16 protein-coding genes are annotated in these 14,570 nt (G+C 42.4%); 12 read left to right on the plus strand and 4 right to left on the minus strand.

Translation table 11 applies throughout. The features are described from left to right. Nucleotides 1–51: 51 nt before the first annotated feature. Both murJ and ampD read right to left on the minus strand, forming a co-directional pair. A complete protein-coding gene (murJ, locus tag FTT76_RS14280) occupies nt 52–1,593 on the minus strand; it encodes a murein biosynthesis integral membrane protein MurJ (protein WP_111885102.1) in 1,542 nt (513 codons plus the stop codon). A gap of 86 nt (nt 1,594–1,679) precedes the next feature. After that, nucleotides 1,680–2,252, minus strand: coding sequence for a 1,6-anhydro-N-acetylmuramyl-L-alanine amidase AmpD (gene ampD / locus FTT76_RS14285; RefSeq protein WP_078190631.1), 573 nt, complete (start codon nt 2,250–2,252; stop codon nt 1,680–1,682). A 199-nt stretch (nt 2,253–2,451) separates the two neighbouring features. Here ampD and nadC point away from each other — a divergent pair, with 199 nt between their 5' ends. Beyond that, nucleotides 2,452–3,297 carry a carboxylating nicotinate-nucleotide diphosphorylase gene (nadC, locus tag FTT76_RS14290; protein WP_180190594.1) on the plus strand — a complete coding sequence of 282 codons (846 nt, stop codon included), beginning with the start codon at nt 2,452–2,454 and terminating at the stop codon, nt 3,295–3,297. A gap of 465 nt (nt 3,298–3,762) precedes the next feature. Here nadC and rph read toward each other — a convergent pair whose 3' ends face one another. Continuing rightward, nucleotides 3,763–4,479, minus strand: coding sequence for a ribonuclease PH (rph, locus tag FTT76_RS14295; protein ID WP_078190634.1), 717 nt, complete (start codon nt 4,477–4,479; stop codon nt 3,763–3,765). 176 nt (nt 4,480–4,655) lie between these two features. Here rph and FTT76_RS14300 point away from each other — a divergent pair, with 176 nt between their 5' ends. After that, nucleotides 4,656–5,333, plus strand: coding sequence for a TetR family transcriptional regulator (locus tag FTT76_RS14300; protein ID WP_180190595.1), 678 nt, complete (start codon nt 4,656–4,658; stop codon nt 5,331–5,333). A 58-nt stretch (nt 5,334–5,391) separates the two neighbouring features. On the opposite strand, the gene FTT76_RS14305 is transcribed toward FTT76_RS14300, so the two are convergent. Then, complete coding sequence (locus FTT76_RS14305) at nt 5,392–6,009, minus strand: thiol:disulfide interchange protein DsbA/DsbL (protein ID WP_078190636.1); 618 nt, start codon at nt 6,007–6,009, stop codon at nt 5,392–5,394. Nucleotides 6,010–6,191: 182 nt separating this feature from the next. Between FTT76_RS14305 and ubiG the strand changes: the two genes are divergently transcribed. From ubiG to FTT76_RS14355, 10 genes are all read left to right on the plus strand, one after another. Continuing rightward, nucleotides 6,192–6,902 carry a bifunctional 2-polyprenyl-6-hydroxyphenol methylase/3-demethylubiquinol 3-O-methyltransferase UbiG gene (gene ubiG / locus FTT76_RS14310; protein ID WP_180190596.1) on the plus strand — a complete coding sequence of 237 codons (711 nt, stop codon included), beginning with the start codon at nt 6,192–6,194 and terminating at the stop codon, nt 6,900–6,902. After that, entirely contained in the window at nt 6,902–7,600 is a 699-nt protein-coding gene (locus tag FTT76_RS14315) for an HAD family hydrolase (protein WP_180190597.1), read from the plus strand. Before ubiG ends, FTT76_RS14315 begins: the two co-directional genes overlap by 1 nt. 36 nt (nt 7,601–7,636) lie before the next feature. Further along, on the plus strand, nt 7,637–8,386 hold the full coding sequence (locus FTT76_RS14320) for a YciK family oxidoreductase (RefSeq protein ID WP_180022987.1): 750 nt from the start codon (nt 7,637–7,639) through the stop codon (nt 8,384–8,386). Between the two features lie 168 nt (nt 8,387–8,554). Next, nucleotides 8,555–8,974 carry a hypothetical protein gene (locus FTT76_RS14325; protein ID WP_111885093.1) on the plus strand — a complete coding sequence of 140 codons (420 nt, stop codon included), beginning with the start codon at nt 8,555–8,557 and terminating at the stop codon, nt 8,972–8,974. A 232-nt stretch (nt 8,975–9,206) separates the two neighbouring features. Continuing rightward, nucleotides 9,207–9,362 (plus strand): hypothetical protein, encoded by a 156-nt coding sequence (locus FTT76_RS14330; protein WP_180073336.1) that lies wholly within the window; start codon nt 9,207–9,209, stop codon nt 9,360–9,362. Between the two features lie 311 nt (nt 9,363–9,673). Continuing rightward, the gene (locus FTT76_RS14335) at nt 9,674–10,084 is read left to right on the plus strand and encodes an RcnB family protein (RefSeq protein WP_078193274.1); all 411 of its coding nucleotides are present in this window, start codon (nt 9,674–9,676) and stop codon (nt 10,082–10,084) included. Nucleotides 10,085–10,325: 241 nt separating this feature from the next. After that, nucleotides 10,326–10,736: an RcnB family protein gene (locus tag FTT76_RS14340; protein WP_168379728.1), complete on the plus strand. Its 411-nt coding sequence runs from the start codon at nt 10,326–10,328 to the stop codon at nt 10,734–10,736. Between the two features lie 131 nt (nt 10,737–10,867). After that, nucleotides 10,868–12,220: an amino-acid N-acetyltransferase gene (gene argA, locus FTT76_RS14345; RefSeq protein WP_180190598.1), complete on the plus strand. Its 1,353-nt coding sequence runs from the start codon at nt 10,868–10,870 to the stop codon at nt 12,218–12,220. Nucleotides 12,221–12,558: 338 nt separating this feature from the next. Next, the gene (locus FTT76_RS14350; protein WP_168379805.1) at nt 12,559–13,521 is read left to right on the plus strand and encodes a sulfonate ABC transporter substrate-binding protein; all 963 of its coding nucleotides are present in this window, start codon (nt 12,559–12,561) and stop codon (nt 13,519–13,521) included. 26 nt (nt 13,522–13,547) lie between these two features. Then, nucleotides 13,548–14,537 (plus strand): aliphatic sulfonate ABC transporter substrate-binding protein, encoded by a 990-nt coding sequence (locus tag FTT76_RS14355; protein ID WP_180190599.1) that lies wholly within the window; start codon nt 13,548–13,550, stop codon nt 14,535–14,537. Nucleotides 14,538–14,570: the final 33 nt, after the last annotated feature.

Genomic DNA, 14,570 nt, shown 5'->3' on the forward strand with positions numbered 1-14,570 from the left:
GCTCTTATTTTTTACATCAACGTCAAACGCATTACGCTGTAGGTTTTAGCTTTAAGGTTTTAAGTGACGAGGTCTAAAGCCGGTTGCAATTAAAGCAATCCCATAAGCAGCAATGCCAATCACACATAAGATGATCACTTCCGCGACACGCATCCACGCAGATACATCACCGTTGTACCATGTTAAGCCATACCACAGTGCAGCAATCATCACAGCATTGGCAATCGCAAACTGAATCACCAATTTTTTCCAATGCGCACCAAAACGGAAAATATTGCGCTTATGTAAATAAAAATACAGCATCCCTGCATTCACTAAAGCGGAACCCGATGATGCCAATGCCAAAGCCATATGCTCAGCATGCCAATCAATCAGTTTAAAGAACCCAATAAACACCACGTTAAGAATGGCATTGGCTGCGACCGCCATTAAACCTACACGTACTGGAGTTTTTGTATCTTGCTGCGCATAAAACCCTGGTGCAAACACTTTGATGAGCATGAATGAAATCACGCCAGCACTCATACATTGCAATGCTAATGCAGTCATTTGTGTATCTTCAAAGCTAAATTGACCACGTTCAAATAAGGCCTGAATAATAGGTGTCGAAAGCATGAACAGCGCAATACTGGCAGGCACACCCACCAAGATAATGACTTTAGCCGCCCAATCAATCATACGGCGGAATTTGTCCTGATCCTGTTCAGCATGGCGTGCAGACAATGACGGTAAAATCACGGTACCAATGGCCACCCCAATCAAACCTAAAGGCAGCTCGGTCATACGTTCAGCACTATACAGCCATGATACTGAACCATCTTGCATGAAAGACGCCCAAATGGTGTTCAACAGTAGGTTGATCTGCGTCACTGAGACACCAAACAGCGCTGGCAGCATCAACTTCATGATGCGATCAACACCTTCATGTTTGAAGTCAACTTTCGGTGGAATCAGTAATTTTTTACGCCATAGCTCTGGAATCTGAATCGCCAATTGTAAGAAGCCTGCAGCGACAACAGACCAACCTAAAGCCATAATTGGCTCGGCCATATAAGGGGTTAACCATAGCGCACCGGCAATCATCGCGACATTAAGTAACACTGGAGCGAACGCAGGTGTACTGAATGAGCCATAACTATTCAAAATACTGCTGGCAAATGCCGTTAAGGACATAAACAGTAAGTAAGGAATCGTTAGGCGGAACATATCGGTAGCTAACGCAAACTTGTCTGCATCACCATGGAAACCCGGTGCATAGATATAAATAATCGCGGGTGCCGCCACCATTGCGATGAACGTCAAACTAGTCATCACCAGACCTAAACAGCCAAAAACACGGCTAATCAGAATCTGGACTTCGGCATGGGTTCGACTGGTTTTATATTCAGTCAATACAGGAATAAAGGCTTGTGAAAATGCCCCTTCTGCGAATAAGCGCCTAAAAAAGTTAGGAATACGAAAGGCAACCACGAAGGTATCGAAGTCTTTACCTGCACCAAATACATTTAACAGGACAATATCCCGTACCAGTCCCAATACACGGGACAACATAGTCATTGCACTGACAATGACTGTCGAACGCCAAAGCGCCATCGGTATTTCTCACTTTTGAAAGTGCGCCTATTGTAATGAAACTCGTCAAGGAATTTCATTGGTTTATTAAACGCAGTGTGTATTGTTTATTTGTTTTTAAAATGATGCAGCTGCTGACGAAAAGCGTTCCACTCAAAAAATGGACCTGGATCAGTTTTACGTCCCGGTGCAATATCTGAATGCCCTGCAATATGTTGTTGAATTTTAGGATAAGCCTGTTGTAAACACGCCACGACCTCGGTCAGCACGGCATATTGTGCAGCCTCAAAAGGTAAATCATCACTTCCTTCGAGTTCAATGCCAATCGAATAATCATTACATTCTTTTTGTGCTAAATAGGTTGAGCGACCTGCATGCCAAGCCCGATCATTAAAATTGACGAACTGTAGGACTTCGCCTGTACGCAGGATCAATAAATGTGTCGATACTTGCATCCCTTCAATGGTTTGAAAATAAGGATGTTTCGACCAATCCAACTGATTTTGGAAAAATTGTTCGATATAACCACCTCCAAACTGAGAAGGTGGCAAACTAATATTATGAATGACGACAAGCTGAATTTCGGTATCTTCAGGACGCTGGTTAAAATTCGGTGATGGAATTTGACGCGCACCTAGCAATTGCCCATCCTGCACCTGAAATGTTGTTGCTTGTGACATAAAAGAATCCTGTGTCTAAGCCGGCCTGCAATGCTGCAGATCAAAACGCCGAGCCCTACTTGAAAGTTTTAATGCTAAAACTTTCACATTGAAATCTCAATTCAAGTCTGTGAAAGTAGTTAAAAATCGCTCATTTTTCAGGAACAATGCTAATATAACGCGCACATTTTCCTGGGTTAAAAAAGATACGGAACTTCTTATGAGCATATCGCAATCTTTGCTTGAACAATCAATCCAAATCAATATTCAACACGCACTACAAGAAGATATTGGTGAAGGCGATATTACAGCCCTATTAACTCCAGAAGATGAACAAGCCACTGCAACGATTATCAGCCGTGAAGATATGATCTTGGCGGGTCAGCCTTGGGTCAATGCACTCATTCAGGCTTATGATGCCGCTGTCCAAGTCACTTGGTTGAAAAATGATGGTGACCGTGTGGCCGCAGGCGAAGCCTTTTTAAAACTCGCAGGTTCTGCGCGTAGCTTACTTACGGTTGAGCGTCCAGCCTTAAATTTTGTGCAAACCTTATCTGCAGTTGCGACCAAAACCGCTGCCTATGTCCAGCAGCTTGAAGGTTTGCATACTCGTCTACTCGATACCCGTAAAACCTTACCAGGCCTACGTATTGCACAAAAATATGCGGTTGCTGTCGGAGGTGGTCAAAACCATCGCTTAGGTTTATTTGATGCGTTTTTAATTAAAGAAAATCACATCATGGCAGCAGGTGGCATCCAACAAGCGATTGCCAAAGCACACCAGATTGCACCGGGCAAACCTGTGGAAGTTGAAGTCGAAACTTGGGATGAACTCAACCAAGCGTTAGAAGCAGGTGCGGATATTGTGATGTTGGATAACTTTAGTCAGCAACAAATGATTGATGCCGTTAAACACGTGAATGGTCGCTGCAAACTTGAAGCCTCAGGCAATATCACTATTGCAAACTTACGTGAAGTGGCAACGACAGGGGTCGATTATATTTCGATGGGTGTGCTCACCAAAGATGTCACAGCGATTGATTTATCGATGCGCTTTAATGCCTAACGCTCTAGACTTACTCTAAACATAAATAAAGGGTGCTATTGCACCCTTTTTGATGCTTAACCTCTAGCATGACTTAATCATCATCTTGCTGTTGTTTAGCTCGTTCAGTTTCATCTTCATGTTCAGAGTCCTTTTCATGCTCCGCATCGTCTTCATGCGGCTCGCGCTCATCTTGATCATCGTCCTGATCTTTTGAGTTTTCACTTTGTTCAGAAAAACGACCACCTTCACGCTCTTGATCCTGATTCCCAAAAAATCACAACCACTGATCAACAATATGCTGAACAAAGAAAAATACATCATCCAATTTTTCATTTTTAGCCCTTCAAAGCATCCTGATCCTATTAATTTGAGCCAAAGACACGCTACTGAATAGCCGATTCGTGTTGGATTTTCTATATTCAACGCATAAAAAAACGCATCCGATGATGCGTTCTTTATTCAGTTTGAACTGAATCAAACAACTTACCAGCCTAAAGCTTCTTGTTGTTTTTTGATCAATTCTTGAATGCCTTTTTCAGCCAATTCAAGCATTTCATTACATTGGGTACGTGTAAACGGTTTGTCTTCTGCTGTGCCTTGAAGTTCAATGAACTCACCAGCTTGTGTCATCACTACGTTCATGTCTGTTTGGCAGCTTGAATCTTCTTCATAGCAAAGATCAAGTAATGCTTCGTCTTGATACATCCCTACAGAAATCGCAGCAACTAAACCTTTTAATGGATCTTGTTTAATTTTTTTATTTTCAAGCAAGACATTCATCGCATCGACCAAAGCAACTGCTGCACCTGTGATTGATGCTGTACGTGTACCGCCATCTGCCTGAATCACATCACAGTCGATGCTGATGGTATTTTCACCCAATTTTTTCAAATCGACCATCGCACGTAAGCTACGACCAATCAGACGTTGAATTTCTTGAGTACGACCGCTTTGTTTACCACGCGCCGCTTCACGGTCAGTACGTGTATGTGTTGAACGAGGTAACATGCCATATTCAGCAGTCACCCAACCCTGACCTTTTCCTTTAAGGAAACGCGGTACTGAGTTGTCAACACTTGCAGTACAAAGAACTTTTGTATGACCAAATTCAACCAATACAGAACCTTCCGCATAACGTGTGTAGTTACGGGTAATTTTTACTTCACGTAATTGATCTAATGCTCGTTGGTCGATACGCATAATGAGTCCTTAATCTGACAAAATTGATTGCGGCACATTATAACAGAAGGTACAGCCAGATTCGGGATGCATTCGTGTGCATTTACAAAATCCATTCATCCAAGTTTTGATAGGCCCATCGTACGACATCAGGAAATTTGTTAGACTGAAGCCACGCAAAATTCAGGACGAATTGCATGTCGATACGGGAAGAACGTAAGCAACAAAGTCGTAAAGCTATCCTTGATGCAGCGCTTGCATTGAGTACCACAGGCCGTTCTTTTAGCAGTCTGAGCTTACGCGAAATTTCCCGTCATGTCGGCTTGGTTACTGCTGCGTTTTATCGCCATTTTCAGGACATGGATGAGCTCGGTTTGGAACTAGTCGACCAAATGGCCCTGCACCTTCGGAATGTCCTCAATCAACTGAGTCAGCAATGCTTTCAAGCACCAGATGCACGCACACGACAAAGTCTGGATTATTTATTTCATGCCGTTGAGCAATTTCCTGAGGCATGGATGTTTCTTATTGCTGAACGTTGGGGTGGTTCAGCATTCTTAAGACAAGCCATTACTCGTGAGTTTAATTTTCTCAGTACCGATTTGGCCCATGCACTGGCTCAAGTTGAAGCGACTCAACATATTCAATCCGAACAAGACCTCAAAGTATTGGGACAAATTTTGTTTGAATTGGCCTTGAGTTGGGCAATGCAGTGGATTGACTTACATCGACATGTTGAACTTCCACAGCGTAATGAAGCGCTACAACAATTTCGCCGCCAAGCTCAGACCCAAGTTCAGCTCTTATTTCGTGGCATCTTACATTGGGATCGATCTTTGGCTCAAATCGCTGATCCACAAAATTTATCGCCCTAAACTCAAAATGTGCTGTCATAAAAAAGCCGCATCTTGTGCGGCTTTTTTATGACATCTGTTATTTCGCTTTGCGTTCTTTATCAACAAGGAATTTCACGATTTCAACGGTACGTGCATCTTCACCTTGTACGATGTATTTACCATTGACGGTAATCGCAGGCACGCCGCTCAATTGATATTGAGCCGCTAAGTTTTTCGCTTGAGCAATTTTTGATGACACAGCAAATGATTTAAATGTGCTGTTAAATTTCGCTTCAGGAACACCATAACGGGTGTAGAACTTCGCAAATGCGCCTTGTTCTAAGATATTTTTCTGACCCACATGAATGTCATGGAACAATTGTAAATGTGCTTTTTGACGAACGCCCAGTGCTTCTGATGCATAGTAAGCACGTGCGCCTTGTTCCCAAAGTGGGTTCATTGCTGCAGGTGTACGGACAAAACGTACATCTTTAGGCAATTGCTTTAACCACGTTTGCATATGTGGTTCTAATTTAAAGCAATGTGGGCAACCGTACCAAAAGAACTCACGAACTTCAATTTTACCCGGACGTTCGACTTTAATCGGTTTTGGAATAACCGTGTAATCAGTCCCCGCGACAAATTGTGCTGCCATCGCACTGCCGGAAAAAGCCAAAATAGCTGTTGTAATCGTGCCTAAAAGGAATTTTTTCATTGAACTTATCGTCCTCAAAATCATTATGATTAGTTTATGGCAACACTATAAATCAAATCTGTCGATTTCGTTTTCATTCTGTGAACTTTTTTAAGGCTTTTATCGCTTTTTTTTCAGGACGCGCTACACTAACTCCCATAAACTTTTTTCTAAAATATAAAGACTTGATTGAGGTGCAACCGATGTCGCAATTGAATGTTGATCCACAAGAAATTGCCAAATTTGAAGCTTTCGCAGCCATATGGTGGGATCAGCATTCTGAGTTCCGCCCTTTGCACATGATTAATCCTTTGCGTTTGAACTGGATAGATGAGCATTCAAATGGCATCACTGGCAAGAAAGTATTAGATGTGGGCTGTGGCGGCGGTATTTTAGCTGAAAGTATGGCACGTCGCGGTGCGCAAGTATTGGGTATCGACATGGGCGAAGCGCCATTAAATGTTGCACGCCTACATGCCGAACAAGAAAATGTGCAAAATATTGAATATCGCCAAGTGCCTGTAGAGCAATTGGCAGAAGAACAAGCAGGTCAATATGACGTCGTTACCTGTATGGAAATGCTCGAACACGTACCTGATCCAGCATCAATTATTTTAGCGTGTCAAAAACTGGTAAAACCGGGTGGTCATGTATTCTTATCGACCATTAACCGTAATCCTAAAGCCTATTTGTTTGCGATTATTGGTGCGGAATATGTTTTACGCATGTTGGCGAAAGGCACTCATGATTATTCAAAGTTTATTAAACCTTCAGAATTAGCTCATGATATTCGTCAAGCCGAGTTAAAACTCAAAGATATGACAGGTTTACATTATAACCCGATTACCAAACACTATTGGCTCGCACCGAATGTGGATGTGAACTACATGGTTCATACGGTGAAAGAAGCCTAATGAAAGCTGTACTCTTTGATCTTGACGGTACACTGATTGATACCGCGGCTGATTTTATTCGTATTATTCAAGACATGTGCCGTGACAAAGGCATTGCGGTGGTCAGTGCTGACGACATTCGTGTACAGGTATCTGAAGGCGCGCGTGCCATGGTCAAACTGGTCTATCCAGAGTTAGACGTTGAAGATCCTGTCTTTCTGGCACATCGTCAACGCTTTTTAGATCTGTATGGTGCTGATATTGCAGTTGATACCGATCTGTTTGAAGGCATGTATCCACTACTCGCAGAGTTAGAACAACATCAAATTCCGTGGGGCATTGTCACCAATAAGCCGCGTTCACTCAGTGAAGCGTTGCTCAAAGCGTTGAATTTAACTGAACGCTGCTCGGTATTGGTTTGCCCAGACGATGTCAGTAAAACCAAGCCAGACCCAGAGCCGATGTATTTAGCAGCCAAGCACATTCATCTAGATGCTCAAGACTGTATCTATGTCGGTGATCATCCACGTGATATCGATGCCGGTCGTAATGCGCAGATGTACACAATTCTTGCGGCTTATGGCTATTTACCTTTACAGCACAAAGATGACTTAACAGCTTGGCATGCAGATTGTATAGTGAAGACTGTTGCTGAATTGCATGAAGTCATTCATGATTTGGTCATCAAACCGAAAACGCTAAACACAGCGACTTTATAACGATAGAACACAACACAATAAAACGAGGAGGTACGGATGAAATATTCAGAATATCAACCTCGCCCCGATCTGCTCAAAGATCGCATTATCCTGATTACAGGTGCGGGCGATGGTATTGGGCGTGCGGCTGCCCTCAGCTATGCCTTACATGGCGCAACCGTGGTTTTACATGGACGCACACTGAATAAACTAGAAGTGATTTACGATGAAATTGAAGGATTGGGTGCCCCCCAACCGGCGATTTTACCGCTACAACTGTCTAGTGCCTCTCCTCGTGACTATGAGCTATTGGTCGACACCTTAGAAAAGCAATTTGGTCGCCTAGACGGCATTTTGCATAATGCAGGGATCTTGGGTGAGCGAACTGAACTAGAACATTATCCTGTGGATGTTTGGGATGATGTCATGGCGGTGAACCTTCGTGCGCCCTTTGTACTGACTCAAGAGCTGATGCCCCTACTGCAAAAATCTGAGCATGCCTCAGTGGTCTTTGCCAGTTCAGGTGTGGGGCGTGAAGCCCGTGAACGTTGGGGCGCGTACTCGGTTTCAAAAATTGCCATTGAAGCCGTGAGCACTTTATTCGCAAAAGAAAATGTACATCCGAATATTCGCTTCAACTGCATTAACCCAGGGGCAACACGTACTGCCATGCGTGCAAAGGCGTATCCAGACGAAGATCCAAAAACTTTGCCTACGCCTGAAAGCATCATGCCTGCATATTTATATTTAATGGGTGACGACAGCTTGCATTTAACCGGTGCCAGCATAGATGCCCAAGATGAATAGGGTGAAAACCCAATTTAAAAAGGAAGCGCGAGCTTCCTTTTTTATGTATTGAATGCCTACAAGACATCATTAACCGACTGATTTCGCGGTGTCCACGCGAAAGTCGACTTGAGTTTTTAGCAAATTTGCCGATACTTGGGGCATTCTTTAAAAACATTGGATTGATACATGTCTGACTTTAGCAATATTACAGTGACTCCAACTGAGGATGGCATGGTTAACCTACTGGTCGATGGTCAACCGATTTCAGCAAAATATGGCATGAAATTCGACCCGAGTATCGTGGACGATTTAAAGGGCTTAGATGTCGGTCAAAATGCAAAATTATTTGAACAATTTATTTTTTCGCATACTGACTTAAACTTTGAGCATGCCTATTTCTATGTCACTTGCATTCAAAAGCAAGAAGCAGGCTTTCAAGTGATCACTAACTTTGTTTATCGCATCATTGCGCAAGATCAAGCACCGTTTGAGCATGTGATTACCAAACAAGGTGCAGCAATGACACCTGAAGATATTAATGAATTTATTCAAGCTCATATTCAAAAATCATTAACGGATTATACCGACCTGAAATACGCATACTAATTAAGTTCCAAGTGACACATTTAGAACTAAAAAGGGCCATTTGATGCCCTTTTTTTAAACCCTTAGATTAGCATTTGAAATTCAACAAGCTTTGATCAATAGACAGCTTCATTACCCAACTTGCCATTGATCGTATTTTTAAATTATTTTTATAATAATATTCGGTTTTTCAAATTAAGTATAAAAGCATAGACTGCTGGCCATGACATAGACCGACGGCAAGGAGACCCAAATGGCTGATCAAAAACGCAAAATTGAAACCATTCGTTCAATTAAAACCTTACAACTGACTGAAAATTTGATCTCTGCAATGGACGATGCCGAGCAAGCTGAATATGTGGCTCAAGCAATTTATTCACTCCAATGCCTAAACGAGCAGTGGTACTAAAACCCGAAGTTACTCAACATTTTCAGTCTTTCATCTCTCCCCTCATTTGCCTGTCAAGACTTGATGGGCTGTTTTGATCGTGCTTACAATAGACCTCAAATTTAATCAAAGCTGAATTGCAAGGATAAAAAGAACGCATTATCGGACCTTCGTTTTCAAAATAGAAAGATTGTTCTCGGCGCCAAATTTATCGCATAATATCCGCAATCTCTTCGTTTTATTTAAAGAAATATTCATCTTTCTTCACAGTTTCTCTGCATTTAATGCGTACAGTAGTGATATTGAAGATAAATTACTCATGAGGGTTGAACATGAAAAAGATTTTGCCAATTTTGGCTATTTCTTTCAGTGCTTTAATAGCAAGCAGCATCACGTCTGCAGCGCCTCACTTCAAGAACGATGAACGTGGCTTTGATGGCCCACGCGGCAATGCATATGGTCAAATGAAAAAAGATCGTGATTTCCGTGGTTATCAGGACGATGACGATCTTGAAGATCGACGCCGTATGCGTGAACAACGTGGAGTCAAACGTTTGCAACAACATAAATGGCAAACGGGCTATGTGATGCCACAGCATTATCGTGGTAATGGTTATAAAGTCGATTATAAAGACCATAACTTACCTAAACCATCGCGTAATCAGCAATGGTATAAAATCAATAATGACTACATATTGGTCAACTCAGATAGTAACAGTATTCTGAAAATTTTAGGTATGTAAGCCATTTTGAATTAAATTTCGCCATATTTTTTAAAGCCCAGATTAACTCTGGGTTTTTTTATGAGGTTTTTCAACATTTAACCGAAAAGCCTGATGCTGCCTAGCTTTCAGGTCATTTGCACACCTTCAAATTTCCTCCATACATTTCACAATTCAACTATATTACCCCCACGCTTTCTCTGAACTTTCTCGCTAATTTTGAATCATCGAAAAACAGATTAGAAATGTATAGAGGTGTCCCATGAACAAAATCGTATCGAGTTTAGTTCTTTCAGTATCGGCTTTAATGGCAACGACAGCAGCAATCGCTGCACCAGACCATCGTCAAGATGACCGCCGTTACCATCCGTCATACCAACATCAAGACAACCGTTGGGACAAAGATCACCGTCCGAGCAATTGGAATAACAACAACCGTTATGACAATAATCGCTACGACCGTAATGACTTTCGTCGTGTAAATCCAAGCCGCGATTGGCGTGTTGGTCAAAGCTTTCCTCGTTATTTCGATTCAAGCCGCTACAAAGTGAGTGATCGTGAAGCGCGCCGCTTACCGAACACCGGTCGTTATCAACAATGGTACAAAATCAATGGTGACTACGTGCTAGTCAATGATCGTACCGATCGCATCATTCGCATTAAGAATGGCTAATCATTCGACGATCTCTTAAGTCCCTTTCCCAACACCTGAACACTGTTCAGGTGTTTTTTTATATTTGCTTTCCGCTGTCATATGTTTTTGTTTAGAATCATCCATACCAAAGCGAATAAACAGGCATAGGCATGCAAACGAATATCACTGAACCATCTTCCAGCACAACCTTACAGTATGTGCATTGGTTCCGTCATTCTGCACCCTATATTAATGCGCATCGCAACAAAACCTTTGTCATCATGTTTGATGGTGAAGCGCTGCAACATGAAAATTTTCAACACATTATTCATGATATTGCCTTATTACACTCACTTGGTATTCGTCTAATTTTGGTGCATGGTGCTCGTCCGCAAATCAATCATAATTTACAAAGCAGCGGCATCAAGACACCATTTCATCATCACCGTCGCATCACCACTCGCGAATCCTTACCTGCGGTGATGAATGCCGTCGGTTCCATTCGTCTGCAAATTGAAGCCCTCCTGTCTATGGGTTTAGCCAACTCACCGATGTACGGCGCGCGTATTGATGTGGTCTCAGGCAATTTGGTCACGGCAAAACCGTATGGCATTCGTGACGGTATCGATTTTCAACTGTCTGGTGAAGTTCGTTCCGTCGATATCGATGCAATTCAACGTCATTTAGAGAGCCAAAATATTGTGGTGCTTGGGCCAACAGGTTATTCCACGACAGGTGAAGTGTTTAATTTATTGGCTGAAGAAGTTGCGACCAAAACCGCCATCAGCTTAAAAGCGGATAAGTTGATTTTCTTGGGCAAACAACATGGTTTGCACAATGAACATCGGCAGCTACAACGCGAAATTACGCCTCATCAACTTGATCAGCATATTTTGCAATATCAAGATTCTAACCCCGACATAGCCCTGCATTTAAGCGTTGCCAAAGATGCTTCCCTTCAAGGCGTACACCGTGTTCATCTCATTTCCTATGCCTATGATGGCGCATTGATCGAAGAATTGTTCACGCGTGACGGCTCTGGCACCATGATCACTGATGCGCATTATGAAGAAGTGCGTACTGCCGATATTCAAGATGTTGGCGGCTTAATCAATCTCTTACGCCCTCTCGAACAAGAAGGCATCTTGGTTTATCGCTCACGCGAACGTCTGGAAAATGAAATTGGACAATTTGCAGTGATTGAACGTGACGGTACGATTTTGGCCTGCGCTGCGTTATACCCGATTCCTGTCACAGGGGATGAAAAACGCTCTGCTGAAATCGCGTGTGTGGCTGTGCATCCGGGGTATCGAAAATCAAATCGCGGTAGCCAAATTTTGCATTATTTAGAAGAAAAAGCGCGAGATTTAGGTATTGAACAATTGTTTATTTTGACCACACGAACAGCGCATTGGTTCCTTGAACAAGGTTTTGAACAAGTCAGTGTCGATGACTTACCGAATGCCCGTCAGGCCTTATACAACTACCAAAGAAACTCATTGGTTTGTAAAAAGTCACTTTAAAGTGGCTTTTTTTATGCGCTGAATAGCATTATTTTGCATAAGGTTATGCCTAATCCCTTGGCTATCCCCCTCAAATCACTTTGCAAGCCACAGAATAACCATATCTGCCATTTAAACAACCCAAATAAATAAATAATTTCAATAACTTAAAATAATACTTTGACACATTATATGTTTTTCTAAAATCATAATTTTTCATAAGTTTTGCTGATTTTTATTTATCTTTTTTCCTGATTTTAAATTTAAGTTTTCTTATTTTTTTCGAAAAAGAAAACTCTTTAGCTTATGTGTTCATAAATCAACAGTTCTGCAAATTTAGACCTTTATAGGAGCAACACATGCGTACTCACAAAGTAAAACTTTGGACAAAAACACTTGTACTGTCTACAGCGGTTGTGGGTGCCATGATGATGTCGGGCTGTGGCAAAAAAGAGGCTGATGAAAATGTCACCTTAAATATTGGCTTCCAAAAATATGGCTTATTGCCAATTTTAAAAGAACGCGGAACCTTAGAAACAGCCTTAAAAAGCCAAGGTGTAAATATCAAATGGGTGGAATTTCCTGCGGGTCCACAGCTGCTTGAAGGGCTCAATGTGGGCAGCGTGTCATTTGGTGAAGTCGGTGAAGCACCGCCTATCTTTGCTCAAGCCGCTCAAACCGATTTAGTTTACATTGCCAACCAACCTGCAGTTCCAAAAGCTGAAGCGTTAATTGTGCAAAAAGATTCGGCTATTCACAGTATTCAGGACTTAAAAGGTAAACGTGTGGCCTTAAACAAAGGCTCAAACGTGCATTACCTGTTGCTCAAGCTGTTGGAAGCCAATCAGCTTAAATTTAGCGACATCAATGTCGTGTATTTACCACCTGCCGACGCACGTGCTGCTTTTGAAAAAGGTGCCGTTGATGCATGGGTAATTTGGGACCCGTTCCTTTCTGCTGCTGAGCATCAACTTAATGCTCGCACCATTGCCAATGGCGAAAACTTGGTGAAGAACTACCAGTTCTATTTGGCCGATCGTAAATTTGCTCAGGAAAATCCAAAAGTGCTGCAAGCTGTGGTGAATGAGTTGAATTTGACCACGCAATGGGTCTCAAAAAATCAAGACGAAGCGGCCAAGTTACTCGAAGGCAAAACCGGCTTAGGTCTAGATGTGCTTAAAACCTCAATTTCCCGTTTAGGCAATCAAGTGACGCCGATTACTACACAAGTGGCGCAAGAGCAGCAGCAAGTCGCTGATGCGTTTTATAACGAAAAATTAATTCCCAATAAATTAAATATTGAGTCGGCCATTATCAAATAAGCCGACTACAGCATAAGGGCGATGCCATGCGTATTCTAAGAACATTTTCCATACTGACTTTAGCCACTTTGGGCCTTGGACTCAGTGCGTGCCAAAAACAAGAAACAGCACAGCAGGATCGTGAAAAACCAACTGAAACAGCCGTAAAAACCTTGGTTATTGGTTTTCAAAAATCAGCCTTAAATTTGTTGGTTGCCCGTGAACAAAAGCTCTTTGAACAACAATTTCCCGGTGCTCACATTGAGTGGAAGGAGTTCCCTGCTGGCCCACAAATGTTAGAAGCCCTTGCGGTCGGTGCGGTGGATTATGGCTATGTCGGCAACACCCCGCCTATTTTTGCCCAAGCTGCCAATAAAGACCTGAATTATATTGGCTATGAAGTGGTGCCTGAACAGTCGCTTGCTGTCGTGATTCCAGCGGATAGCTCAATCAAAACCATTCAAGAATTACGTGGCAAACGCGTTGCTGTACAAAAAGGCTCGAGTGCTCATGAGTTATTAGCCAAAACTTTAGAAAAAGCCGGTTTGACTTGGAGCGATATCCAACCAATTTGGATTCCACCAGCAGATGCACGGGCCGCATTTGATAAAAAATCAATTGATGCATGGGCCATTTGGGACCCGTTTTTATCTGCAGCGGAGTTGGATGCTCAAGCTAAAGTGCTGATTCAATCTGGTGATTTTCCAAAGACCTATTCATTTTATGTGGCAAATCCAAAGGTCGTTCAAGCACACCCTGATGCCCCAGCTAAATTTTTGAAGGCCCTAGATGCTTCCGATCAGTGGATTGTGAAGAACCAAAATGTGGCTTTAGAGATTTATCAAAACAGCACTGGGCTGCAAAAGAATATTGCTGCGCAAGCCTTTTCTCGCCGATCTAAACCATCTCCTGTGCGACCGCTGACACCTGAGGTCATTCAAGCACAGCAAAATATTGCGGACTTATTTAAACAAGTCCAACTGATTCCAAACAACATTCAAGTCCAAAAGCAAGTTTGGACACCTTCATCACATTGATACCCGAGCCATCAAAAATACAAGGAACTGAAC

Origin of the sequence: Acinetobacter sp. YH01009, from assembly GCF_013420765.1 — a bacterium.
GTDB classification, from domain to species: Bacteria; Pseudomonadota; Gammaproteobacteria; order Pseudomonadales; family Moraxellaceae; genus Acinetobacter; species Acinetobacter amyesii.